The 25,646-nt window shown below is 46.4% G+C and carries 17 protein-coding genes and 2 pseudogenes; 11 read left to right on the top strand and 8 right to left on the bottom strand.

The genetic code is table 11. The features are described from left to right. The first annotated feature begins 182 nt into the window (after positions 1-182). Entirely contained in the window at positions 183-902 is a 720-nt protein-coding gene (locus ACO0KV_RS14085; protein ID WP_423043169.1) for a Crp/Fnr family transcriptional regulator, read from the top strand. 96 nt (positions 903-998) lie between these two features. Here ACO0KV_RS14085 and ACO0KV_RS14080 read toward each other — a convergent pair whose 3' ends face one another. From ACO0KV_RS14080 to ACO0KV_RS14070, 3 genes are all read right to left on the bottom strand, one after another. Continuing rightward, complete coding sequence (locus ACO0KV_RS14080; RefSeq protein ID WP_423043168.1) at positions 999-1,199, bottom strand: hypothetical protein; 201 nt, start codon at positions 1,197-1,199, stop codon at positions 999-1,001. A gap of 93 nt (positions 1,200-1,292) precedes the next feature. Beyond that, a complete protein-coding gene (locus ACO0KV_RS14075) occupies positions 1,293-2,204 on the bottom strand; it encodes an OmpA family protein (protein WP_423043167.1) in 912 nt (303 codons plus the stop codon). 99 nt (positions 2,205-2,303) lie between these two features. Beyond that, positions 2,304-2,711 (bottom strand): DUF4398 domain-containing protein, encoded by a 408-nt coding sequence (locus tag ACO0KV_RS14070; protein ID WP_423043166.1) that lies wholly within the window; start codon positions 2,709-2,711, stop codon positions 2,304-2,306. A 311-nt stretch (positions 2,712-3,022) separates the two neighbouring features. Here ACO0KV_RS14070 and ACO0KV_RS14065 point away from each other — a divergent pair, with 311 nt between their 5' ends. The 3 genes from ACO0KV_RS14065 to ACO0KV_RS14055 all read left to right on the top strand — a co-directional run bounded on the left by ACO0KV_RS14065 (position 3,023) and on the right by ACO0KV_RS14055 (position 12,819). Continuing rightward, positions 3,023-11,806: a GH36-type glycosyl hydrolase domain-containing protein gene (locus tag ACO0KV_RS14065; RefSeq protein ID WP_423043165.1), complete on the top strand. Its 8,784-nt coding sequence runs from the start codon at positions 3,023-3,025 to the stop codon at positions 11,804-11,806. A gap of 167 nt (positions 11,807-11,973) precedes the next feature. Next, entirely contained in the window at positions 11,974-12,177 is a 204-nt protein-coding gene (locus ACO0KV_RS14060; RefSeq protein ID WP_423043164.1) for a hypothetical protein, read from the top strand. 75 nt (positions 12,178-12,252) lie between these two features. Beyond that, a complete protein-coding gene (locus ACO0KV_RS14055; RefSeq protein ID WP_423043163.1) occupies positions 12,253-12,819 on the top strand; it encodes a YSC84-related protein in 567 nt (188 codons plus the stop codon). A 126-nt stretch (positions 12,820-12,945) separates the two neighbouring features. On the opposite strand, the gene ACO0KV_RS14050 is transcribed toward ACO0KV_RS14055, so the two are convergent. Then, positions 12,946-13,449 (bottom strand): DUF1269 domain-containing protein, encoded by a 504-nt coding sequence (locus tag ACO0KV_RS14050; RefSeq protein WP_423043162.1) that lies wholly within the window; start codon positions 13,447-13,449, stop codon positions 12,946-12,948. A 333-nt stretch (positions 13,450-13,782) separates the two neighbouring features. Here ACO0KV_RS14050 and ACO0KV_RS14045 point away from each other — a divergent pair, with 333 nt between their 5' ends. From ACO0KV_RS14045 to ACO0KV_RS14030, 4 genes are all read left to right on the top strand, one after another. Continuing rightward, positions 13,783-15,063: an MFS transporter gene (locus ACO0KV_RS14045; RefSeq protein WP_423043161.1), complete on the top strand. Its 1,281-nt coding sequence runs from the start codon at positions 13,783-13,785 to the stop codon at positions 15,061-15,063. A gap of 2 nt (positions 15,064-15,065) precedes the next feature. After that, positions 15,066-16,736 (top strand): NAD(P)-binding protein, encoded by a 1,671-nt coding sequence (locus ACO0KV_RS14040; RefSeq protein ID WP_423043160.1) that lies wholly within the window; start codon positions 15,066-15,068, stop codon positions 16,734-16,736. Between the two features lie 44 nt (positions 16,737-16,780). Next, complete coding sequence (nifJ, locus tag ACO0KV_RS14035; protein ID WP_423043159.1) at positions 16,781-20,395, top strand: pyruvate:ferredoxin (flavodoxin) oxidoreductase; 3,615 nt, start codon at positions 16,781-16,783, stop codon at positions 20,393-20,395. A 103-nt stretch (positions 20,396-20,498) separates the two neighbouring features. After that, the gene (locus ACO0KV_RS14030) at positions 20,499-20,714 is read left to right on the top strand and encodes a glycine zipper 2TM domain-containing protein (protein ID WP_423043158.1); all 216 of its coding nucleotides are present in this window, start codon (positions 20,499-20,501) and stop codon (positions 20,712-20,714) included. 194 nt (positions 20,715-20,908) lie between these two features. On the opposite strand, the gene ACO0KV_RS14025 is transcribed toward ACO0KV_RS14030, so the two are convergent. Beyond that, on the bottom strand, positions 20,909-21,880 hold the full coding sequence (locus ACO0KV_RS14025; protein WP_423043157.1) for a DUF2950 domain-containing protein: 972 nt from the start codon (positions 21,878-21,880) through the stop codon (positions 20,909-20,911). A 24-nt stretch (positions 21,881-21,904) separates the two neighbouring features. After that, positions 21,905-23,080: a DUF3300 domain-containing protein gene (locus tag ACO0KV_RS14020; RefSeq protein WP_423043156.1), complete on the bottom strand. Its 1,176-nt coding sequence runs from the start codon at positions 23,078-23,080 to the stop codon at positions 21,905-21,907. 778 nt (positions 23,081-23,858) lie between these two features. Between ACO0KV_RS14020 and ACO0KV_RS14015 the strand changes: the two genes are divergently transcribed. Genes ACO0KV_RS14015 through ACO0KV_RS14005 form a run of 3 tightly spaced genes read left to right on the top strand, consistent with a single transcriptional unit; the run spans position 23,859 to position 24,681 of the window. Next, on the top strand, positions 23,859-24,176 hold the full coding sequence (locus ACO0KV_RS14015) for a hypothetical protein (RefSeq protein WP_423043155.1): 318 nt from the start codon (positions 23,859-23,861) through the stop codon (positions 24,174-24,176). Further along, positions 24,173-24,325 (top strand): DUF3309 family protein, encoded by a 153-nt coding sequence (locus ACO0KV_RS14010; RefSeq protein WP_423043154.1) that lies wholly within the window; start codon positions 24,173-24,175, stop codon positions 24,323-24,325. Before ACO0KV_RS14015 ends, ACO0KV_RS14010 begins: the two co-directional genes overlap by 4 nt. Before the next feature lie 17 nt (positions 24,326-24,342). After that, positions 24,343-24,681, top strand: a complete 339-nt coding sequence (locus ACO0KV_RS14005) for a hypothetical protein (protein ID WP_423043153.1) — start codon at positions 24,343-24,345, stop codon at positions 24,679-24,681. A 119-nt stretch (positions 24,682-24,800) separates the two neighbouring features. On the opposite strand, the pseudogene ACO0KV_RS14000 reads toward ACO0KV_RS14005, so the two are convergent. Then, positions 24,801-25,092 (bottom strand): annotated as a pseudogene (locus tag ACO0KV_RS14000) (IS3 family transposase); the annotation flags it as partial. Between the two features lie 93 nt (positions 25,093-25,185). Next, a pseudogene (locus ACO0KV_RS13995) lies at positions 25,186-25,350 on the bottom strand (transposase); the annotation flags it as partial. Positions 25,351-25,646 lie beyond the last annotated feature (296 nt).

Raw genomic sequence — 25,646 nt, 5'->3', positions numbered from 1 at the left:
GTGCGTTGACGCACATACAAATTGTAACAACTATCACATTCTGATAACGAATGACGTAATGAAAAGCCCCTCCTCCGCGATGTCATTTGCCATCAATGAGAGGGGATTGGCATCCGTGCCAGATCTTAGGGTAAGAGATCTCTTAGCCCACCTTCACACTTGCCATCAGACAAAAATTTTCTATGAAACCATGCTCAAAGCCGCAAGATAATCATTTATTAGCCTGTATACCTGCTGAACTAATGGACAAAATAAAGCTCAAGCTGGAAGTCATTGATTTGCCATTAGGCAAAGTCTTATATGAATCAGGTGGCGTACAGCATTACGTTTACTTTCCAACAACGGCGATTGTCTCTTTACTCTATGTATTAGAAGATGGTGGGTCGGCTGAAATTGCCGTAGTAGGAAACGAAGGAATCGTAGGGGTATCTTTATTTATGGGTGGAGAATCTACGCCTAGCAGGGCTGTAGTTCAAAGCGCGGGTGCCGGTTTCAGACTCCCGGCCAGCATTATTAAGGAAGAGTTCAATAAAGCGGGTCCCGTGCTCCATCTCCTGCTTCGCTATACCCAGGCGCTAATCACTCAAATGTCGCAAACTGCGGTCTGCAACCGGCATCACACCCTCGACAAGCAATTATGTCGTTGGTTGCTATTGAGCCTCGATAGACTCAATGGTATCGATCTGGTCATGACCCAAGAATTGATCGCCAACATGCTTGGGGTCAGACGAGAAGGCGTGACTGAAGCAGCACTAAAACTACAAAATGCAGGATTAATCAGCTATTCGCGCGGACATATCAAAATTCTGGATCGTGCAGGATTAGAAAAACGAACCTGCGAATGCTATATGGTCGTGAAAAAAGAATATAACCGACTACTACCAGAAAAAATGGCTACCTGACCTTTGCCATCGAATATAGCGTATTCGCACCTAAAACAGCGCCCCATCTATATCAGTATTACCTTTCATGTCTGTCACCAGCGACAGACATGATGTTTACTTTTTTTCGACTGGCGTAAACGTCACCGCAATCGGATCACTCGCAGGAAAAGTTTCTTTTAAAGCTTCATCAAGTGCGGCCTCATCAGCGACCTCCACGCGCACCTCTTTGTTGCGTGGTTGAGTTACCGTTTCCGGCAGGCTTTCCGCTGAAAGGATGAAGCTGCGGGTGGCGTTAATTATGTCTGTTAACATCATTGCGTTCTCCAAGTGATGATAGATATAGGGAGGATCCCCATCCTCAAAGACAATAACTGTCAATGAGTTACGGACAGGGATATCTGATCCTAGTTATCTATTGATAATATTTCCGTTTGCGTCAGATAGGATGATTTCCACACGACGGTTCAATTGCCGATTTTCGGAGTTTGTATTTTCCGCCACTGGAAACTCTTCACCATAGCCGTGGATCGCAATACGGCTTCGTTGCACCCCCATCAGCTGTAATGCACTACTGACGGCATTCGCGCGACGCTCTGACAACTGCAGGTTATAAGCAGCGCCTCCGGTACTATCCGTATAGCCTTCCACCAAAATTTTTTGCTGTTGATTGGTCTGTAAAACATCGGCCAGTTTTTGTAGCTCATGGATACCTTCGGGTTTTAGTCGTGCATCATTAAAACCAAACAATAGGTCACCTAATGTAATAACAACGCCACGGTCTGTATTTTTTGCTTTTAGATCAGCTAACTCGGCCGATAATGCCACCACTTTTTGCTGCGCCTTCTGGGTATCGCCTTGCGCCCTCTGCATATCACCCTGAGCCCTCTGTGTATCACTTTGGGCTATCTGAGCTGAACGTTCTGCATAGTCAGCACGATTTTTTTGCTGATCTACCTCTGTGGTCCGTTGTTCCAATCGCATCTGGTCGCGTTGCTTGCCTGCATTAGCGATATTGTTTTCAGCATTTTTTTGTTTAGCAGCCTCCTCGGCAGTGTCTATCTTTGTCTTTGCCAAGAGAGCGAACTTATTAATTTCATCCGCGCTTTCATTGTTTTGTGCTGCTTGATTAGCAAGGGACATCGCATCACTTGCCTGTCGCATCTCTGACGGGGCGAGTTGCGCTATCCGCGGATTATTTTGCACGTTGAGATACTGCTGCCTAGTGACTTCCAGTAAGGAAGTCGTTTTAGGTGCAGTGCTACAAGCAGTCAATATCGCTATCATCAGCAATGCTGCAGGCGTCATTGTTATTTTTTTCATTGCCACTCTCCGGTCATGAAGTTAAGAAGTAAGTAATAAGAGTTCGACCAGAATTGGTCATCTCCTCTTATCTAGTTATGTGTACTAAGCCAAATTCACTTATTTACTGTTATTGACGCGATATAGTTCCTCACGTAGAACACGAATGTCTTCCTGTAAAGCAGCAGCTGCTTGTTGTGCTTTGATGGAACTCACTTTCGTTTGCACTAATTTCGCTTCTGCTTGCGCCTGATTAGCGTAATCAGCAGCAGCCTGATAATCGTACGCGGCCATTGCATTATTCGCCTGCTTCAGTCGTTCTCGGGCAGAACGCATTTCATCCGGCGCAAGCGTACCGCCACCGACGGCAGCAGCATTGTTCACATCGGAGGTGGAAACTGCCATCTCTGCAATGACCGAGGTAGGAACACTATTGCATGCTGTAAATGCAATCGACGCTATTGGCAAGCAAGTTAAAAAAAGTAACTGAACACCACGTTTCGTAGCGGACTGAGAAATAGACATCATTTACTCCTGATCGTTAATGGAAGCCTGTAGAAAGAAGCTGTAGAGGGTTGCAATTAAAAGCATGCAATCACCTGCAGCCTTTGAGGGTTTGTTATATACCGCTTTTCGGGCGCGTTCTGTGCGATGCCGAACCATTTTGTACGTCAGTGGCGAACGACATCACGCCACCATGCGGTCGCCTTGCTTATGTTCGACAACGAACCTACAAGGCGCAGTGCTTACTCTACGATCAACACATGAAGCCCTTTGGCATTGGGCAATAGGAAAACTACAACTACGCGTATAAGCATAAAAAGAAAGAAGTGTGCAATTTGAAAACGATTCTGGAACGTCTCTCTGGTGTCTTTTATAGCTTGCGATTTAACTGGCTGATGAAGCGTTTATGGTTCCGATCACATCACCAGGCAATGTCAACCGAATCCCCTTTACGATCAGAATTATTCAGTGCACTACAAATGGAGCAACATGGTCGTATTCTCGCAACAGGGCATGTCCTCAGCGATACGGTCCATTCAGATCAGCTGCTGGCCCGTCTTTCATCCAATGAAGAAGTGATCATCAGCACCTGTGAGGTACTGACAGAGGCCATTAAATCAGGCCATCAACTCACACCGGCAGCGGCGTGGCTATTGGATAATTTCTATCTCATAGAGGATCAGATCAGGACGGCGAAGCATCATTTACCAAAAAATTACAGCAAAGAATTACCTTGTCTTGCAACCGGCAATTGCGCTGGCAAACCCCGCGTGTATGGGATTGCTCTAGAGACGATATCTCACGGAGACGGGCGTATCGATCCAGATAATCTTCGCCATTTTATTATGGCTTATCAAGTAATCTCGTCATTAAAGCTTGGTGAGTTGTGGGCGATTCCGATCATGTTACGGCTTGCCTTAATCGAAAATCTGCGACGAGTTGCTGCACGTCTTGCGATCACACAAGAAAACCGCAAACTGGCGATCGAATGGGCAGATGCCATGATTACGACTGCGGAAAAAGATCCTAGTAATCTGATTTTACTTGTCGCAGACATGTCGAGATCGCACCCTCCCTTAGACAGTGCCTTTGTTGCAGAACTAGTTCGTCGTCTACAAGGACAAGCACCAACACTAACGCTACCACTCAATTGGCTCACACAACGATTGGCTGAAAATGGGCAAACGATAGAAAAATTAGTACAGCTCGAATCGCAAAAGCAAGCTGCTGATCAGATTTCAATTAGCAACAGTATTGGTAGTCTGAGACTACTGACAGCAATGGATTGGCGTGATTTTGTTGAAAACATGAGTGCCGTCAATATGATCCTGACACAGGATCCGGCAAATGTTTATCAGCATATGGATTTTTCAACCCGGGATAGATACCGCCATGTCATTGAGCGAATTGCAAAGCAGAGTCAGTTTTCAGAGTGCGATGTCGCAAATATCGCTTTAACCTTATCTAAACAAGAGTTAAACAGTGCTGAGAAACAAAAAAGGCGTACACATATCGGCTACTTTTTAATTGATAAAGGCCTACCACAGCTTGAACTGGCAGCGAAAGTTCACCTTTCCTTGCATGATAAATGTGATCGCTATATCAAACGTCATGCTTTTCCTTTTTATATCGCTGGCATTTTTGGACTAAGCACAGCCGTCACTGTTGCGTTAATGGTTCAATCCCTCGCAGTCACGCATCATTTGTACACTATTGCCTTTTATTCGATCATTTGTTTTCTGGTAAGCAGCCAATTTGCTACAGCAATTGTCAATTGGCTGGTCACAATTATTGTGAGTCCGCATCCTCTGCCACGACTGGATTTTTCTAAACATATTCCGGAAGAATTTAGCTGTCTGGTTGTCGTGCCGACGCTGTTATTTGACGTAGCAATAATTGATGAACTATGCAGCGCAATGGAAGTACGTTTTCTAGCAAACCAGGATTACCATTTACAGTTTTGCTTGTTAACTGATTTCGCAGACGCTGACACAGAAATTCTTGCCACGGATAATGCGTTACTAGAAAAAGCGCAATCCCAGATCGAAAAACTCAATAGCAAATATCCACGCAAGGATGGTGCATATTTTCTGCTCATGCACCGCCCTCGCCTTTGGAATAGCCAAGAAAATAAATGGATGTCCTTTGAGCGTAAAAGAGGAAAACTGGCTAGTCTGAATGCCTATTTGCGCGACTTATCAGGAACTGCCTTCTCTTTGGTGGTTGGCGATACCGGTGGACTGTCCAAAATAAAGTACATTATTACGCTCGACACAGATACTGAATTACCTCGGGATGCAGCATCTTTTCTTATTGCTACGCTAGCCCATATTCTGAATCAGGCTTGTTACGATGTCAGTCTGGGCAGAGTTACCGAAGGCTACGGCATCTTACAACCACGTATCGCCGTTGGCATTCCGTCGTTACACGCTTCACGTTATGAATTATTGTATGGCGGAGATACAGGTATCGATCCTTATACAAGAACGGTATCTGACGTCTATCAGGATCTTTTCCGAGAGGGCTCTTTTATTGGCAAAGGCATTTATGATGTCGATACCTTTGAACAAGCACTCACCAGCCGCATGCCAGAAAATAGGGTTCTTAGTCATGACCTTCTGGAGGGCTGTTACGCCCGTGCTGGTCTCATCAGTGACATTCCACTCATTGAAGCCTATCCGGCGCATTACTTAACGGATATGCGCCGCCGGCACCGATGGGTCAGAGGAGACTGGCAGATTGCTTCTTGGATGTTAGCCAGTGTGCCGCAATTAATCGTTAGCAGCAAACACAATGAGCAGGAACATCATTGTCTCAATCCACTCTCGAAATTATCTCGCTGGAAATTATTCGATAATCTACGACGCAGTGTTACACCTGCGGCACAGATGCTTTTCCTCTTGACTGGATGGTGGCTACTCCCCACAACATATCGAGGTGGTTTTTGGTCATGGGCATTATTACTATTATTAGCGTTACCAACCCTCTTATCGTTGGCAGTCAGTTTTGTTAATAAACCCGGTGACATCTTATTTAGACAACACTTGGTTGCGCTGTTTATTCACGCCAAAACAAGCCTGACTCAGACCTTTCTTCACCTGTGCTTTTTACCTTATGAGGCATGGGTTTTCAGCGATGCGATCATTCGTACCCAATGGCGCATCTTGGTATCACGCGAACATTTACTTGAATGGAATCCCTCTCATCTCGACCATCAAAGCGGAGAAAATTCATTTTGGCAAACGCTGAAGAAAATGTGGGTCGCCTCCGCTTTGGCAATTTTCATCGCCGCTGCGTTATTGTTCGTAAAGAGCGGCAGCCTACCGTCAAGCCTACCTTTCCTGATTTGCTGGTTTATTTCACCTTATATTGCCTATCGTATCAGCATCCCTAGGCTGCATCTGACAAAAAAACTCTCGCTCACACAGGATCTTTTCTTACGTGTGCTTGCCAGAAAGACCTGGCGGTTTTTTGATACCTATGTCAGCGCTGAAGATCATTGGCTACCACCGGATAACGTCCAATCAGAACCCGTCGCCGTGATTGCGCATAGAACCTCGCCAACAAATATTGGACTCTCATTACTCGCGAATGTCATTGCGTTTGATTTTGCTTACATCAGTGCGGGCGAATTACTCAAGCGAACCAGCAATACCTTTCAGAGCCTTGATCTCATGGAAAGATATAAAGGACATTTTTACAATTGGTATGACACGCTCAATCTCACGCCATTGCAGCCGATGTACATCTCTACCGTCGATAGCGGAAATTTTTCCGGCCATCTGATGACCTTACAGCAAGCGCTGACAGATCTGACAGAACAGCCAATTTTAGGTCGGCGCATTTTTATCGGATTAGGGGATACATTTCAAGCGTTACTGGAAGATCTCAATGACATTACCTCGCCTCTTTTGACTGAGATCAATAAGACGTTAGCATTGCTCATGGAATCTCCCCCAGACTGCCTCTCTCAGTCCTACAGCGCGCTCGTTGACATGGTCGAGCGCATGAAGGAATTGCAATCGCATCACAATGAGCAGGACAAAAATACAGCAACGATGACATGGATCGCTGCGTTTATCACACAATGTGAGTCGCATCAGACAGAAATCCTGTTCCTGGCCCCATGGCTAGCACATCCCGACATTGATATTTGCTTTGCACATTTTCCACAACTCAAAGGGATTCCAAGTTTAGTCCAATTAGCCAGTATGAGCCATACAGATCACCAGCAGATGGAGGATAGTCTGGCAGTCAATCAATATGATGCTGATGTCGAAAAGAATGAATCTTGGAGTGAGTTGATTGCACTGGCAAAAAAACGGGCGCTGTCACGTATCACTGATATCCAACGCTTAGCGTTGATGGCAACCCATTTTTCTGAAGTGCAGTATGACTTTCTATACGATACGACGACGCATTTATTATCTATCGGCTACAACATTAATGAACGTCGATGCGATGTAGGTCGTTATGACTTACTTGCATCAGAAGCAAGATTGGCGTGTTTCATCGGTATCGCTCAAGGGCAACTCCCGCAAGAAAGTTGGTTTGCTTTAGGACGCCAACTGACCATCGCTGGCGGCGAACCCATCCTATTGTCATGGAGCGGTTCGATGTTTGAATACCTCATGCCTTTGCTAATTATGCCGACTTATCGACATACCCTGCTTGATCAGACCTATCACGCCGCTGTACAGCGCCAGGTAGAGTACGGGCTGCAACGCGGCGTACCCTGGGGCATCTCAGAGTCAGGCTATAACGCTTTCGATACCAATCTCAATTATCAGTACCGTGCTTTTGGTGTCCCTGGTTTGGGATTCAAACGCGGACTTGGAGATGATCTCGTCATTGCGCCCTATGCGTCGATGATGGCATTGATGGTCAATCCTGAAGCGGCGTGCGAAAACCTATTGGCATTAGCTTCGTCCGGCTATTGCGGCGAGTATGGTTTTTACGAGGCCATTGATTTTACGGCGTCACGAATACCTCGTGGACAGAATCATGCGCTCATCGCTTCGTTGATGAGCCACCATCAAGGTATGGGGTTGTTATCTCTGGGCTATGTACTGTTAGACCGCCCTTTACAGAGTCGCTTCGAATCAGATCCTTTGCTCAAAGCGACGATTCCGCTCTTGTACGAGCGGGTACCAGAAGCAACGGCAACTTACGCAAATACGACAGAACTGGCAGATATACGTAGTAGCGTCAATGATCAGACCACGCCCTTACGAATACTCAATCAACCAAATTCACGCACACCAGAAGTCCAATTACTTTCGAATGGTCATTACCACGTCATGATCACCAGTGCCGGTGGTAGTTATAGTCGCTGGAACGATCTCGCCGTCACCCGCTGGACCGAAGATGGCACTAAGGATGACTGGGGTAGTTTTTGCTACGTACGCGACGTAGAAACGGGGAAATACTGGTCCACTGCGTTTCAACCCACGCTCGTCAATTCGCCACAATATGAGGTGGTGTTTTCTGAAGGGCGCGCTGAATTCCGACGCCGCGACAACAATATCGATTTACATACAGAAATCGTCGTTTCACCAGAAGACGATATTGAATTACGCAGAACCCGCATTATTAATCGGTCTGGGAGGCGGAGAACGATAGAATTTACCAGCTACGCTGAAATCGTACTGGCGCTTCCGGCCGCCGATAATGCACACCCAGCGTTCAGTAAATTATTCGTACAGACGGAAATATTGTCAGACCAATCCGCGATTTTGTGTGCGCGCCGACCACGTTCCAAGGCTGAAAAAGTGCCTACGATGTTTCATCTAATGGCATTACACGGAGTTGAAGCCGAAGATATTTCTTATGAAACCTCACGATTGCAGTTCATTGGGCGCGGTAATACGTGCAACAACCCTGACGCGCTAACGCAATCGGGCTCACTGTCAAACACCGCAGGCTCCGTCCTTGATCCTATTGTCGCTATCCGCTATCAATTCACACTCAATCCAGAGCAATCAGCGACGATCGACCTCGTCACTGGCATCGCAGAGACACGCGAAATTTGCCTTGCGCTCATTGAGAAATATCAGGATCAGCATCTTGCAGAACGGGTTATCGATCTCTCTTGGACACATAGCCAGGTAGTACTACGCCAGCTTAATATTAGCGAAAAAGACGCCCAACTGTATGCGCGACTTGCTAATTCAGTGATCTATGTTAATCCTCTCTTACGTGCAAGTGAAGATATTCTGCGCCAAAACCACCGGGGACAATCCGCGTTATGGAGTTATGCCATCTCTGGAGATTTACCGATCGTGCTGCTACAAATAAGTAGCCAAGATCACATAGAGTTGGCAAGACAACTCATACAAGCCCATGCCTATTGGCAGTCACGGGGGCTCGCTGTTGATCTCGTCATCTGGAATTCTGATCATGCCAATTATCGGCAGGTATTACAGGATCAAATCGTCGGTTTGATTTCATCCGTCATTGGAAGTCATGCATTGGAAAAACCTGGTGGCATTTATGTGCGTTCTATCGATCAGATTTCTAACGAAGACCGGATTTTATTCCAGTCAATTGCACGACTGATATTAAAAGATCATCGCGGTACGCTATTAGAGCAACTCAATCGCAGAGATCTAGCCGATGTCCTTCCAGGAAATCTCAATCCGATTAAAAAGAAGCCGCATGCCGTAACGCTGATTGCAAGCACGACTGCGCAAGATACTCAGACCCGTCTTTTTGATAACGGTATCGGTGGTTTTTCGATGGATGGTCAAGAATATTTAATCACCACCAATGATAAATTGTTTACCCCAGCTCCATGGGTCAATGTGCTGGCCAATCCAACGTTTGGCAGCATTATTTCTGATAGTGGCCAATCTTATACATGGTCAGAAAATGCACATGAATTTCGTTTATCTCCATGGAATAATGATCCAGTGAGTGATCTCAGCGGCGAAGTGTTTTATGTGCGGGATGAAGAAACGGGTAAATTCTGGTCACCAACCGCACTCCCCTGCCGAGGCAATGGTGATTATCATGTACGGCACGGCTTCGGCTATAGCGTTTTCACCCATACTGAAGACGCGATTACTACTGAGCTGACCATCTACGTCGCCATTGATACATCAATAAAATATGTTATTTTCCGTATTAAGAACGGTTCATTGCAGCATCGCCAGCTTTCTGTTACTGGCTATGTTGAATGGGTATTAGCCGACCTTCGTAGCAAATCCGCTTTACATATTGTGACTGAAATGACCTCTAACAATAGCGGTATTTGCGCACGAAATTCCTACAATACTGATTTTCCCGAACGCCACGCTTTTTTTACGGTCAATAGCCTGCAATGTTCAGTGACAGGGAATCGTGCTGAATTTATTGGGCGCAACAGCAATTTACGCAATCCCGCTGCAATGAATAAGCGTTATTTATCGGGTAAAGTAGGGGCAGGCATGGATCCATGTGCCGCGTTGCAAGTGCCAGTTGAACTTAACCCAGGTCAACAACAAGAATTAATTTTTATGCTTGGCGTCTCAGATCAACTGACAAATCCAGCAAACCAACTCATCGAACGCCACCTCAATCCACCCGCTGCTGAACAAGCTTTGAGTAAAATTAATGCTTATTGGAAAAACACACTCAACACGGTTGTCGTGACCACACCTGATCCGTCGCTCAACCTCTTAGCGAATGGTTGGCTGCTTTATCAGACGATCGCCAGTCGCTTGTCAGCACGGAGTGGCTATTACCAATCAGGCGGCGCATTTGGCTTTCGAGATCAACTTCAAGACACAATGGCACTTGCACATACCGGACATCAATTAGCACGAGATCAGATTTTACTTTGTGCTGCTCATCAATTTATTGAGGGAGACGTCCAGCATTGGTGGCATCCACCGACACAAAAAGGGGTAAGAACACATTGCTCGGACGACTATTTATGGCTACCACTAGCGGTTGCCAGTTATATCAACCATAGTGGTGATACAGGAATATTAGAAGTAGAAGTCGCCTTTATCGAAGGTAGGGCACTCAATTTGAATGAAGATTCTTATTATGATCAGCCTATACAGTCAGCGCAGATCGCGAGTATTTACCAGCACTGCGTCAAAGCAATTGAACATGGGCTGCGATTTGGTCAACATGGACTGCCACTAATGGGGTCGTGTGATTGGAACGATGGTATGGACAAAGTGGGTGATAAAGGAAAAGGAGAAAGTGTCTGGCTCGGTTTCTTTTTACATGAAGTTCTTACACAGTTTGCACCTTTAGCTAACTACCAAGAAGATACTTATTTCGAAAGTGTTTGTAACGACAATGCGACGCGAATGTCTCAGTGTATCGATGCAGCAGCATGGGACGGCGCATGGTATCGACGCGCTTATTTTGATGATGGCAGCGCTCTTGGTTCGGCACAAAACAGCGAATGTCAGATTGACTCCATTTCTCAAAGCTGGTCTGTTCTAACAAACGCTGGGGAGGCCACGCATCGCTCTCAAGCCATGGAGTCTGTTTATCATCGTTTAGTCAATAAAGAGAAGCAGATTATCCAATTATTAGATCCGCCATTTGATAAATCCGATCAGGACCCAGGTTACATCCGTGGTTACGTTCCAGGGGTACGTGAAAATGGTGGGCAATACACACATGCCGCGATTTGGGTGGGAATGGCATTTGCAAAAATGGGACAAACTGAACGTGCATGGGAAGCATTTGACATCATCAACCCTATCCGTCACGGCGATACGGCTGAACATATTCAACGCTATAAAGTAGAACCTTATGTGATCGCTGCGGATGTGTATGGAACAGCGCCACACATCGGGAGAGGTGGCTGGACGTGGTACACCGGCTCCGCAGGATGGATGTACACGTTTGTCATGGAGTCTCTGTTAGGGCTGAAACGCCATCATCAACAATTGCACATTTCATCTACCTTGCGGCCTGATTGGAAGGAGTTGACGATCAGTTATCGCTACATTGACACAAATTATCATCTTGTCGTTAGTCTGTTGGGAGATGAGAAAGACGACCCCGTGCTTTATGTAGATGGCATACGCTTGGACGTTTTATATGTCGATCTGGTCAATGACCTGCGCGACCATCATCTTACCTATCATGCAAAAACAAAAGGTCACGAATGAAAGATTGGATTTATCGTATCTCGTCAACATATATACTTATGATGAAGAAACACTGCGAGCAAAGTGTTCGATAACGCACTGTGTTTCTTATCACATTTCATTACACTAATCTGGTGTCGAGAAGAAACAGACACATCACATTCGATCAATCAACACCGGAGAATTCAATGACAATCAATACTGAAGCCGTCAGCTTGCACGAACAAGCTGCAAATGATCATAAAGAAGCTGCCGCACACCATTTAGATGCTGCCGCCCACCATACAAAGGACAAAGTCTCAGACGCAAAAGTAAGTTCAGAACATGCTATGAAATGCTGTGACAAAGCAACAAAAAATACCGCTTCAGCATGTAAATCTACAGCTAAATAAAGTAATGAGATGTCTCTATCTCAAATTGATAAAGACATCTTTCTTCTAACTTGGCTACATAAGGGAAATAACATCATGTTTAAAAATTGTCGCTATATCTATCAGTTTGCAGCCATTGTCTTCGCCAGTTTATTTTTTTCTGTCGCACCCAATATTACTTATGCTGCAAGTACCGCAACCGAACTCAATCAGGAAGCGAATGAAGCCTTAAAAACGCTGTATCACAGCAACCCCACCGCCCTTGAACTCTCCAAAAAAGCAAAATCGATTCTGGTTTTCCCTAAAATAGTGAAGGCAGGATTTGTGTTTGGCGGAAGTTATGGTGAGGGTGTTTTGCTGAAAAACGGACAAATGAATGAATATTTTAATTCTGTCTCGGCCTCCTGGGGTTGGCAAGCAGGTGCTCAGTCTTACGGTTACGTCATCTTCCTCATGAGTGACCGAGTTGAGCAAAGTATGCGCAATGCAAAAGGTTGGGAAGTCGGCGTTGGTCCAACTGTTGTTGTGATGAACGAAGGTGCTGCTAAAAACCTCTCAACATCAACGCTGAAGGACGATGCCTATGCCTTCATTTTTGATCAGCAAGGTTTGATGGTGAGCGTTAGTGTTGAAGGAACAAAAATTTCCAGAATACACCGCTGATTGTTAATGAAGTTCAGATAGCTCGCTACTGCCGCCATACTCATCACTGAATCATGGCGGCAGCGCGACGACACAACTTAGTCGCACAGCCACTTCGCGTCGAAACCCCAAACGCTACAGGCTATCTCAGGCCTCTGTCACAGCATGAGAGCTAGCCAACTCATTTTTTGCTCTGTCAATATCTGCAGCATCACCATGAACGATCAGAACATATTTATCAGCTTTGACCGCCGCATCATATTTAATCAGTTCATCCTTAGAAACACCAATCATCGATAATGCGCCACCAATAGCAGAAATACCTCCAACCAACGCAGCACCTTCGAGTGCAGCAACCAGCATTGCTACAATGGGACCCGCCATTGCTACTAAGCCAACACCAGGCAACACAAAGACTGCCGGTGCGACTAATAACCCCCAAATGCCTCCCCAAAATGCGCCAACTCCACCCCATGATTTAATGCGGTCTCCGGTACTATAAAATCCAATCGGATGTTCTTCACTATGGTAGCCCTTACCAATGAGCGACAATTTTTTCACATCAAATCCTGATTTCCCTAAAGATCTGATCGCTTCTTCAGCATCATTGTGAGTATTAAAGACGTGGATTGCAGATTGTTCATTTTGCATAGTGAGCTTTCAAAAGAAAAAAGAGACGAGTCCAGATTCGACGGGACAAAGTATCTTCCACCAGTTTGACGTACCCCTCTGTTCGTCAACCCACGTTGACAAAGCAGGACTGACGCAAAACCACCTCAGTGAGGTTATGGCGCCTAGCCATTCTATTGTCCACGTTCGTTGGCGTACAGATGCGTGATCAATAGCGTTTTAAAGTCAGATCATTCCAATGCATGCTCAATCGACTAAGGAACGCCGATGCCTCCCAACCTGAAACTGATCCCCCTTAGTAATTCTTTTAATCTGCCCTACCCCTGCCAAAGTGTCATGTACGCAGAAGACGATATGATGAATAAGCCGAGCATTCCATTACGAATAAAAAGGCAATCACAGATCCCGTTTATTGTTGCATGGGTGTTCTGTTTGATCTTCTATTTTTCTCAATATGCAATGCGTTCCGCACCCGGCGTGATGCTGCCGGAACTAACGCAGGCATTCTCATTGTCTGCCGTGGGATTAAGCACCCTCATCGGACTCTATTACTATACCTATTCGTTATTTGCGCTGGTCGCTGGGGCTTCTTTAGATTACTTTGGTGCAAAGCTGGTCATCCCGGCAGGAATCGCCATGCTAGCGGCAGGCTCAGTATTATTTGGGCTTGGTTTTTCGTTATCCGCTGAATTCGGACGACTATTGCAAGGGGCTGGCGGGGCATTTGCTTTTACTGGCGCTGTCTATCTTGCCTCTCATGGTTTTTCCGGAAAATATCTGGCAACGGCAATTGGTGTGACCCAATGCTTTGGGATGCTTGGCGGATCGGCCGGACAATTCTTGGTTGCCCCTTTAATTCACGAGACGATGAACTGGCAACAGTTCTGGATAGATGCAGGAATCGTATGTCTGATCGTGGCGGTCATGATGTTTTTTGTTACTCCTAAAGCAGAAGCAGTGGCATCTAAAGAAAAGGGATCATTACGGGACATGTTTTCGCCCTATAAAGTCGTTCTCAGCAACCCGCAGTCTTATCTGTGTGGCTTCAGTGCAGGACTATTATTTTTACCGACCACTATCGGCGACATGATCTGGGGCGTGCCCTTTATACGTGAAGCTGCACATTTGGACTTTTCAGAAGCAGTAAAACAAGTTTCAATGGTCCCACTAGGATGGGTGGTTGGCTGTCCGCTACTGGGCTATCTCACAGATGTTATCGGCCGTCGAAAACCAGTCTTGATCGGTGGAGCAGTTTTTATGTTGATTATCTCGCTGGCGATTTTGTACGTTCCGCAAGCCATGCTCCCGCCGTATTTACCCGGATTATTACTCGGCTTCGGATCAGGTGCCGCTATGATTCCTTATACCATCATCAAAGAAGTCAATCCAGATCATGTAAAAGGGAGTGCAACTGGCGCGATTAATTTTTTAGTATTTACATTAAGCGCACTCATGGCACCAGCATATGGCTGGTTACTCAATACACTTGCAGTAGACTCGCATATTACGATGGAGAGCTTTCGAGAGGCTGGTATCGTTGGTATTGTCGGGATTATTATGGCGATCATTTTATCGTGCTTCATCAAAGAGACCGGAAGCCAGCGATATCCTGAAATGACAGTGAAGGCGAAATGAAAATGCGCTCTTCATCATTGCAAGACCTCACCCCGATCGTGAACTTAGCCCAATCCTTGGGGGTTGGTAGTCGCCGCGTGCAGCGCCCTGTCTATATTAATCTATTACCTCCATGCAATGAAGCATGTCCCGCCGGAGAAAATATTCAATCGTGGCTTGCGTATGCGCAATCTGGACAAGATCGCCTAGCGTGGGAAGCAATTATCAACGACAACCCATTTCCAGCAATACATGGCCGTGCGTGCTACCACCCCTGCGAAACTCACTGCAACCGGGCCTCGTTAGATAGTACCGTGAGCATCCATGCGGTTGAACGCTATCTTGGCGATCAGGCACTCATTCATGGCTGGCAACTTCCCATCACTAGCAACAAAACGGGAAAGCGGATTTTAATTATCGGCGCGGGTCCGGCGGGATTATCGGCCGCATATCATTTACATAGGCGCGGATACGAAGTCGACATCCATGACGCCAACGGCTTACCAGGTGGCATGCTTCAGTATGGCATTCCGGCGTATCGTTTGCCACGCGATATCGTCGCGACTGAAATTAAGCGACTAGAGGACATGGGCATTCGGATCATCCTCAATCATCAGGTCAATGATGTGATCGATGAGAAAAAAACGGGTCAATTCGATGCCGTTTTTATTGCTATCGGTGCAGGCATTTCGAAACATATTGGGATTCCAACCAGGGATAGCGGAAAAATTATTGATGCAATCACGCTACTACATCATTTAGATGAAGAAGAGATCCCTCGGATGGGCAGAACAATGGCGGTACTCGGTGGCGGCAATACGGCAATTGACGTTGCTCGTAGTTTAAAAAGACTCGGCGCTGACGATACGGTCATTATTTATCGTCGCGATGCAGCACATATGAGCGCCCTTCCGTTCGAAGTGAAGGAGGCGCTTACAGAAGGCATACGCTTTGCATGGATGCGTGGCGTCACCGAAGTCTCCGGCGATAGAATCAAAGTCGAAACGATGCAAACTGACGAGCATGGCCGCATTGTCGGCACCGGTGTGTACGAAGAAATCTCTGCCAATGCCTTAGTACTGGCTATCGGACAAGATTGTGCAAGTCAATTTCTGGCGAAAGTTCCAAAAATTCAACGTAGTGAAAGCGGCAGCATCGTTGTTGATGCGCAGTTAATGACTGGTGTAGAAGGTATATTTTGTGGTGGTGATGCCACAGACGGCCAGCATAGTGTGACCGCGGCTACCGGCATGGGGAAAAAAGCCGCTGCACAAATCGACGCTTGGCTCAGCAATACCAACTTACAAACACCCGAGAAACATCGTGTGATCACATTCGACATGCTCAACCTGCCCGTCTACAGTCCCGCTGCATCACTTCAGGAGCAAGAACTCACGGTTGCGGAGAGATTGACAAGCTTTGATGAGGTCATCAGCACGTTGTCACCTGCAGCGGCATTGCATGAAGCAAAACGTTGCCTCTCGTGCGGCAATTGTTTTGAGTGCGACAGCTGTCTGGCGGCCTGCCCGCAAACCGCGATCAGCAAACAGAGCAACTCCCCTGTCATATCCTCTGTCGTTCCCGATGTTTACAAGATCGATCTTACTTTATGTACAGGGTGTGCAGTCTGTGTCGATCATTGTCCAAGCCATGCAATGGAGATGATCCCCGATGTGGACTATTCCGATTGCTAACACTGATGAATATTCAGACAACAAATGAATAATGAAAGAAGCAGATGACGACACATACGATCATGGATGGCAATACTGCTGTAGCGCACATCGCCTATCGGGTCAACGAGATTTGCGCCATCTTCCCTATCACTCCGTCCTCCACGATGGCAGAACTTGCTGACGAGTGGTCGACCCATGGCATCACTAATATCTGGGGCAATGTCCCAGTTGTACAGGAAATGCAAAGCGAAGGCGGCGCCGCTGGTGCTGTGCATGGTGCGCTTCAATCAGGCGCATTAACAACCACATTTACATCATCACAAGGCTTAATGCTGATGCTGCCAAATATGATCAAAATTGCCGGCGAGTTAAGCTGTGCGGTTTTTCATGTCGCGTCACGTTCGCTGGCCACGTCATCCTTATCAATTTTTGGTGATCACTCTGATGTCATGACCGCACGAACCACCGGCTTTGCACTGCTCTCGTCAGCATCAGTGCAGGAAGCCCATGATCAAGCCTTAATTGCGCAAACAGTAACGCTGATGTCACGCGTTCCGGTCTTACATTTTTTTGATGGATTCAGAACGTCGCATGAACTCAATACTCTCACGCTTCTGAGTGACAACCAGATACGTGCGATGATTGATGATCGACTCGTTCTAGCGCACCGCGAGCGCGCTCTCAACCCTGAGCATGCGTTTATCCGCGGCACAGCACAAAATCCTGATACGTTTTTTCAAACGCGGGAAGCAGTCTCACCGTACTACGCTAGGTTTCCAGATATCTGCGAAGCGGCCATGGTTCAATTTGCCGCGCTCACCGGAAGGCACTATCACTTATTTGAATATACCGGCCCAGAAAATGCAGAACATATCATCATCGTCATGGGTTCTGGTGCGGAAACGACCAAAGCGACGGTACAAACAATAACAAAAGCAAACCAGCAGTCGGTCATGTCCATCGGCGTCATACAGGTACGCTTATTTCGACCTTTTTCGGCAAAACATTTGTTGTCCTGCATACCCGATAGCGTAAAATGTATTGCCGTTCTGGAGCAGTGTAAAGAACCTGGAGCTAGCGGTGAACCGTTATATCTGGATGTTGTTGCGACGCTCGCCAATGCCTGTAGTAACGGCGAACGATCATCCATGCCCAAGGTGATCGGTGGTCGATATGGACTTGGTTCAAAGGATTTCTCTCCTGGCATGGTCATGGCTGTATTAACAGAACTGAGAAAGCCGACTCCTAAGAATAGTTTTACCGTGGGCATTAATGACGATCTTGCTCACTCAAGTCTGGATTACGACCCCTTATTTTCGATCAACAACGATATCCGCACCGCCGTATTTTATGGTCTCGGTGCTGACGGCACAGTGGGTGCAAATAAAAATACAGTTAAAATTCTTGCTGAAAGTGCCGGATTTTTTGCGCAAGGTTATTTTGTCTACGATTCGCATAAATCTGGCGCGCAGACAATCTCACATCTGCGTTTTGGCCATGCGGCAATTCACGCCCCCTATTTAATTACCTCATCAGAATTTGTCGCGTGCCACCATTTTGATTTTTTGTTCCGGCAAAATGTGCTCGATCTTGCAGCGACTGGTGCAACTTTTCTTTTAAATAGCCCCTATCGAGCAGCTGATGTCTGGCAGCATTTACCTTTTTCAGTTCAACAAACCATCATTAACAAGCAACTGAAATTTTTTGTTATCGATGCTGAATCAATTGCAGAAAAAGTAGGCCTAAACAATCTCACCAATACGATCTTGCAAACGTGTTATTTCGCACTCAGCGAGGTGCTGCCAAAAGATGTCGCCATACAACAGATCAAAGCGGCGATTAATCTAAGCTATGCCAATAAGGCAGCCGGAGTCATTGAAAAAAATCATCACGCAGTAGACATGACTCTTGCCAAGCTGTCGAGGGTCGATATACCCATGAAGGCGACGTCCATCATCGAACTCTCCGCTGCGGTGCCATCGAGTGCGACGACCTTTATCCAGCAAGTCACCGCCAGAATGTTAGTCCAAGAAGGCAATAGCATTCCTGTCAGCAGCATGCCAGCAGATGGTACTTACCCGTCAGGAACAGCAGCCTACGAGAAGCGCAATATTTCTGACTGGGTAGCCGCGTGGAATGCCGAAACATGCATACAATGCGGTCAATGCTCTATCGTGTGCCCACATAGCGTTATCCGCTCAAAATTCTATAACGAAGATCAATTATCCGGCGCTCCTGCTGATTTCAAATCGGCACCAATCAATGCGCGAGGCTATCCTGAACAACGATTTAGCCTTGAAGTTTATCTCGAAGATTGCACTGGATGTGGACTGTGCGTTGAAGCCTGTCCCGTGGTATCAGAATCAGATGTGGGCACAAAGTCAAAGACAAAAGCAATCAACCTGGTCGCCAAAGCACCAATATTAGAGAGTGCTCGCAAACACATCCATTTTTTTGAAACCATACCAACGAACGATCGCGCATTGGTCGACTTTGATAATGTCCGTGGCGTACAATTTCTCCAGCCCTTATTTGAATTCCCTGGTGCTTGCGCAGGCTGTGGGGAGACACCCTATCTGAAATTGCTATCCCAACTTTTTGGTGACCGTGCACAGATCGCCAATGCCACAGGATGCTCTTCAATTTACGGTGGTAACTTGCCCGTAACTCCTTGGGCTGTCAATGAACATGGTCAAGGTCCCGCATGGTCAAATTCCTTGTTTGAGGATAATGCAGAGTTTGGCTTTGGATTTCGTCTTGCCGCCGACAAGCATCTGGCGATGGCAAGAATGCAAATAATGGCGATGAAGAGTCTGATCGGCGATCAACTGGTAGAGGATATTCTTGGTGCCAGACAGATTGAAGAATCAGAGATCCAATTGCAACGCCAACGGGTCAATCATTTAAAAACAATCTTGCATCGTATCGCGTCTGATTCCGCTCGCAATCTCTTATCACTAGTTGACCACCTAATTCGTCGCAGTATATGGCTGGTTGGGGGTGATGGCTGGGCCTATGATATTGATTCGGGTGGCCTCGATCATGTTCTCGCTAGCGGCAGAAACGTCAACGTGTTGGTCCTTGATACCGAGGTCTATTCCAATACAGGAGGACAAGCATCTAAAGCAACGCCATTAGGTGCGATAGCCAAATTCGCCTCAGGGGGAAAGCGCGTCGCAAGAAAAGATCTGGCATTGCAAGCGATCGCTTATGGCAATATCTACGTAGCTCAAGTAGCGATGGGAAGTAACCCACAACAATGTATTTTGGCCTTCAGAGAGGCGCAAGCCTACGATGGACCTTCCATTATCCTAGCATACAGCCATTGTATTGCCCACGGCATTGATATGCGCCAAGGGATGCATCAACAGCAACTCGCGGTTCGCAGCGGGTTCTGGCCTTTACTTCGCTTTAATCCAGCCTTGAAAGAGCATGGCGCCAACCCATTTTGTCTTGATTCGCTTGCACCAGATATTCCGCTACAGGACTATGCCTACAATGAAATACGGTTTAGTAGTTTGGTCAAAGAAAATAAGGCAGAAGCGGCCCTACTAATGGAAGAAGCACAGCGAGATGTTCTAAAAAAATATCTGGAATACCAAAGCCTGTCCGAGTTAGGAGCCGAACATTTTCCTACTAGGGCTTTATCAAAAAGGCCATCCTGGTCTACCTCCTAGTCTGGGATAGTCACTATAGACAGTGTCTAAGGAGGAGTCGCGAGACCTGCCTCAGCACACCAGAGTTTCACCTCTTCTTAAAACCTTAACCAAGGAGTATTTCATGAAAACGATTCAAACAGCAGGAAGAAACATCATTATCGTTGCTATTGCCGCTCACTTATGTGCCTGCGCTGGAATGACGACGCGAGAAAAGAATGCCACAATTGGTGCTGGCGCTGGTGCCGTTGCTGGCGCAATTTTAACAGGCGGAAGTGGCGTAGGAACCGTCGGCGGCGCGGTCGTTGGCGGTGTCATCGGCAACGAAATTAAAAAGTAAACATCACGCCTGATGACATTGGAATTCTCAATCAAATCAGGTGTGTGTTGACGACTTATCACTTCAATGCGCAAGCAATCAGATTAAAGAATGATAGATAAAGAAAAAGCCCAACAGACAAACCTGACGGGGTTTTTTCATTATTTTTCATTGAGAGAAAGCCTCGAATAGAACGAATAGAACGAATAGAACCTCTAATCCGACTCCTTAGTCCACGTAACATCCGGATCATACAACATCATTTTAGATGCCAATAATTTGGTTTTAACACCTAGGTCTTTGCTATATACGATACCTTGATGACTAATGATGAAGCTTTTCACACCGCTCATCCCATAACTTTCAGGGTACGCGATCAAGGCAAATCCTCCTATCATGCGCTCTTTCACCAGATAACTATGGGACCCGCCTGGCGCAGAGGTTCCCTGAGCAGTCAAAATGCGAAAATAGTAGCCATGAAAGGCATGACCGCTCGCGCCAGGCATTCGCCGTGCGCCATCTTCGTGCGCATCAGCAAATGCCTGTCCCATGGGTGACAAGGGCTCATCGTCTGTCGTTTTCCAATAAAGCCCATTATGCAAACCCGGCGTACTGGCAATTTTCTGCGCATACTCCAATAGGCCATCACTATTTCTGTCTTGAAGAACGTATTCGCGTTGCGCGTCAGCATAAGCGAGGGAAACCTGTATCGCTGCTATTTCATCACTGCCTATACGACGATTTTGCCACTCCCTAACACCAGCAACCTCATCAAACACCCATCGTGACCCGACGCGTCTTAATGGAAATGGCAATGACCACTCCTCGTTACCAATGAGAAGAATCCCCTTATCCATACCAATGAACTCAATAGAATGTTTTTCGTCAAAGGCACGTAAAAAATGTTCGTTCGACATGTTATTAAGAACGCGATCACTGAGATATACAGCTGGAATTGCTGTTTCCCCTAAAACTCGACGCATCTTGATTTGATTTCCTTGGCGTATAGCATCAACCAAGCTATTGATCGCGGCATCTGGTGACACGAAACTCACTTGTCTACCATGCTGAGCAGTCTGGATCTCCGGTCCCATCAGGCTAGTTGCGTTATGCGGCCCGACTTCTGCCTGTGCTTGCAATGTGAGCATGACACACACCGATATAACTATTTTTTGTACCGTTTTCATCTCAGTATCTCCAGTGAAAATACATTATTTTGTACGCTTCTCATTATCACCATGAGACATTGACGCTCGACTCTGCTGTCCACGCTCTGTGTATACTTGCACTTCCTGACGCGGTCCAGATGGCATCATAGGATGAGAGAACGTAGGCGAACTATTAACCGGTGCGGATGGTGACTGATGAACTGTGTGTGTTTCAAACCGCGCTGCTGAAGGCAAATATTGAGGCGGTATCGAGGCTTTCGGATGGTCGTGCTCTGTCACTTTTTCTCGGATATCAGAAGGACGTTGACTTGCAGGTATGACCGCGTTTGGCGATCTACCTCGAAAATTTTCACGATTTGTAGGTACTATTGCAGCAGGTGAAAATTGGTTCCTGATATCCTGATTCCGATATGCAACGCCTTGTCTGTGTTGCGGGTTATGTTGCCATTGATTGCCATCTGCCGATTGACCAAGATGACCACGATCAACAATCATTATATGGTGTGTATGCCAATCTGGTCGGACATCCAGAAACAAAGATCCAACAATGCCTACCCCAATACCAAAAGCGATACCATTTGCGATGTCGCCACCGTAGCTGGATGATCGGTAATCTGTCGGCGGCTGCCAGTAAATAGGACGGCTATCAGGCCACCACCATGTCCCATACACAACGCCTGGATTGTAATAAGGTACATAGTAGACCTCCATATTGACGGGCTCTATCGTTATGTCTCCATTGTCATCAATAACCCGTTGTTGCTGATCCGTGATTAAATGGCCAGTCAGTCGCGCTTTATTTCGCAATGACTGCACGGTCTCCATCACCGCTTGTTGCTGAGCTAGAAAAGCATCGCCGAGTTGCTGTGTCCACGATAGATTCTGATTCATCATCAAAAGCACAGAAGGAAAAGGCAATAAAGATCGGATACTGACATCCCATTGCTGATCATTTGCCATCTGATCAAGTTGATTACTTCTCACATCATGGTGCAACTGTAGATAAGTAGCCGCCTGCGTCACTTCGAGTGGATAGGTTGCCGCAATTAACACCTGACCTAGCAACGCATCGGGATACAGTGCTACTGGTGCCAATAACTGATCTAATTTTTGCTGAGTAAATGTGCTCTGCGCATATACAGGAACCATACAAATCACAGCGAATAACCACAGTAACGACATGCAGCCACGAGAAAGGTAGCGAATTTTTATTGTCATTTATTGCTCCGATTGGTTGCTGGTGATTGGTTGATTAAGGCAAAGCATTTGAACGTCAAACCAAGACGCCCCGCTCTCGCTTCATACTATGAGGTAGAGCGCATCACATTTCCGTGCGAAAGCACACATTCCACCAGTGCATCCAACGATGATATCTATCGACCGGCGTCATTGTTCGCCAACGAACAGATAGATGAAAGGCAAAAGAATATGTTGACCCCGTATGCCACTAGCATTCTGGATTACCTGATCCGTACTCAAATCAGATAAGCAACTCGCATTTTTATTCATCGCAACGAATCTCTCTACCGAAGAACAAGGCACAAACCATGACGAACACCGAGATGAAGCGTTTTCCTGTTGATTCCCCGTACCTCTTGATTGAGGGTTTTTTATACGGAGCGAGTTCCGGAGCAATATGTTGTGCGATTTACTTTTGGTTGAGTCACTTAAACAAACCCGACTCCTTACCGTTTTACTCAGGGCTACGCACCATCGTTATTTCAGACATATCAAGTCTGTTAGTTGGAGCTGTGATTGGACTCGTAGTGGGAGGTCTTTGCGGTTTATTGCTCGCCGCATTCATACAAAGTAAAAAACTACGGGCCTTTGAGTCGAGATTAGTCATTCACAAAACACAGGAATACGACAGTCAATTGCAACAAACTGACTCCCAGAGAATACGGCGCTGGAAAAATCAACGTGGCGAATATTCACGAATCTAAGCAATACAATTTTTTATATCCGAACGACAACGCTCAAAGAAAAGGAAACCGTCATGGAACAACGCGATAGCTACATCAATAAGATACATTTACAGCTAGACGAACTTAACTTAACACTCAATGAACTTGAACAAACATTCAAGGAAAAATCCGCCGAAGCGCATACGGCGTACGAATCAGAGATGCTGGTTTTACGACAAAAACTAAATGAGATACGCCAAAAAACCGATGATATGAAAACTGCCAGCACGGATAGCTGGGAGAGCATTAAAGAACATATTGAAGTGCTACAACACGCGTTCTCAAGTACTTATCATTATTTCAAAGACGAGGTTAAAAAAAATGAAATTAAGAAAGGAAATGCGGGATGAGCCTCTTTCTTCTGATCGTTCTGATCCTTTTTTTAGCGGGATCACTCCCCTTGTGGCCCCATAGCAGAAATTGGGGTTATGGGCCTAGTGGCTTAAGCGGTCTCATCATTATTATTCTCATCATTATGCTCATCACTGGGCGAATTTAACCACCTCAGGAATAACTATGCCATCTGTTACCTCAACTCGACCAACCACGAGATACCTTCAACTACTATTCGTTTTAAGCGGCTTAATCGGCCTAATGAGCGGCGCATCAGCGCAACAAAGAACAGATAACGATATCGAACGACGCGGCGACCCACAACGCTGGTACCAAGAAAAAAACACCTCTGAGGCCTATCTCGCGACACTCAAAAAAGAAGCGAACGCCGTGTATCAAGAGACGATTATTGAGTGCAAAAAAGCAGATATGACCGATGTAAAGCAATGTAGGAAAGAAGCAAAAAATCGACGAGACCAGGATTTAAGGGACGCAAAAATGGCAGCAGACAAACCGATGTAAGTTGTTAAGTCGGGTCGGTGTAGATTTTTTCTAATCCTATCAATTGTATATTTGTTCTTGTATGCTTTTTCCGCTTTGTCTTCGGCTGAGGTGTACTGTCAATAGTGGACACTTCGGTTTCAAATTGCCAGCGCTTGTTTGCTAAAGGTCTCAGCGAACCGTGCTGGCGATACATAACCAAGACGCAAATGGCGTCGCTGGCGGTTATAGAAAATTTCTATGCATTCCTTTGATCGATGATTCCGCATTGGCACGTGTGATGTACCTCTAATGATGAATTATTTCGTTCTTTAAGCTGCCCCAGAAGCTTTCCATGGGAACGTTGTCGTAGCAGTTCCCCTTGCACGACATCGATGACTGTATGCCACACTGCGCAACCAGCTTGCGGTAGCCGTCGGCACAGTACTGGGCGGATTCAACTGATCGTCGCAACCGAGAAGGTATGCTTCGAACTGGTTGTGGCTTTGAACTTGCGCTTTTGCTTGCAGCGCTAAGACTTCCAGGAGGTGCAGCCGGGTCGGATCTGCGTTTAGCGACACTCACCCAGTTGGCAAGTGTTCCTTTCGGTATTGCGATCCGCTGCGCGACTTCTTCGAGCGTCAGGCCTTGCGCTAGTACCAGTTTGACCGCCTCGACCCGAAACTCCGGCGTATATGTTGTTGATCTCATGATTTCGCTTCCTTTGACAAGCTTATCAACTAGAAGTATCCACCAACGTCAGGTTACCTCAATCTGGGTTCACAATGAACGCTCCCATGTTGTTGCGTTTTTATAAGGTGGCCCCATATCTATGTCGAACCTGGATTCAGAGAGAATCTGAAAAGAGTCTCTCAGGCATGCCATAAAACACAGGGATTATTCATGACAGCCGAGTGATCACAATCAAACGTCTGGTCCTGTTTGAAACAGTTTGATGATCTCGGGTTGAGGTGACGGCTGCCCGTTCCAGTGGGCACCGGGTTGGA

This window comes from Undibacterium sp. RuRC25W (assembly GCF_049339825.1).
GTDB lineage: Bacteria > Pseudomonadota > Gammaproteobacteria > Burkholderiales > Burkholderiaceae_D > Undibacterium.
This window is presented reverse-complemented; position numbering and strand designations above follow the sequence as displayed.

What these genes read in the sequence shown, in the direction of transcription:
- ACO0KV_RS14085 (WP_423043169.1), top strand. Translation starts at nt 183, where the DNA reads ATGAAACCATGCTCAAAGCCGCAAGATAATCATTTATTAGCCTGTATA.
- ACO0KV_RS14080 (WP_423043168.1), bottom strand. Translation starts at nt 1,199, where the DNA reads ATGATGTTAACAGACATAATTAACGCCACCCGCAGCTTCATCCTTTCA.
- ACO0KV_RS14075 (WP_423043167.1), bottom strand. Translation starts at nt 2,204, where the DNA reads ATGAAAAAAATAACAATGACGCCTGCAGCATTGCTGATGATAGCGATA.
- ACO0KV_RS14070 (WP_423043166.1), bottom strand. Translation starts at nt 2,711, where the DNA reads ATGATGTCTATTTCTCAGTCCGCTACGAAACGTGGTGTTCAGTTACTT.
- ACO0KV_RS14060 (WP_423043164.1), top strand. Translation starts at nt 11,974, where the DNA reads ATGACAATCAATACTGAAGCCGTCAGCTTGCACGAACAAGCTGCAAAT.
- ACO0KV_RS14055 (WP_423043163.1), top strand. Translation starts at nt 12,253, where the DNA reads ATGTTTAAAAATTGTCGCTATATCTATCAGTTTGCAGCCATTGTCTTC.
- ACO0KV_RS14050 (WP_423043162.1), bottom strand. Translation starts at nt 13,449, where the DNA reads ATGCAAAATGAACAATCTGCAATCCACGTCTTTAATACTCACAATGAT.
- ACO0KV_RS14045 (WP_423043161.1), top strand. Translation starts at nt 13,783, where the DNA reads ATGATGAATAAGCCGAGCATTCCATTACGAATAAAAAGGCAATCACAG.
- ACO0KV_RS14040 (WP_423043160.1), top strand. Translation starts at nt 15,066, where the DNA reads ATGCGCTCTTCATCATTGCAAGACCTCACCCCGATCGTGAACTTAGCC.
- nifJ (WP_423043159.1), top strand. Translation starts at nt 16,781, where the DNA reads ATGACGACACATACGATCATGGATGGCAATACTGCTGTAGCGCACATC.
- ACO0KV_RS14030 (WP_423043158.1), top strand. Translation starts at nt 20,499, where the DNA reads ATGAAAACGATTCAAACAGCAGGAAGAAACATCATTATCGTTGCTATT.
- ACO0KV_RS14025 (WP_423043157.1), bottom strand. Translation starts at nt 21,880, where the DNA reads ATGAAAACGGTACAAAAAATAGTTATATCGGTGTGTGTCATGCTCACA.
- ACO0KV_RS14020 (WP_423043156.1), bottom strand. Translation starts at nt 23,080, where the DNA reads ATGACAATAAAAATTCGCTACCTTTCTCGTGGCTGCATGTCGTTACTG.
- ACO0KV_RS14015 (WP_423043155.1), top strand. Translation starts at nt 23,859, where the DNA reads ATGGAACAACGCGATAGCTACATCAATAAGATACATTTACAGCTAGAC.
- ACO0KV_RS14010 (WP_423043154.1), top strand. Translation starts at nt 24,173, where the DNA reads ATGAGCCTCTTTCTTCTGATCGTTCTGATCCTTTTTTTAGCGGGATCA.
- ACO0KV_RS14005 (WP_423043153.1), top strand. Translation starts at nt 24,343, where the DNA reads ATGCCATCTGTTACCTCAACTCGACCAACCACGAGATACCTTCAACTA.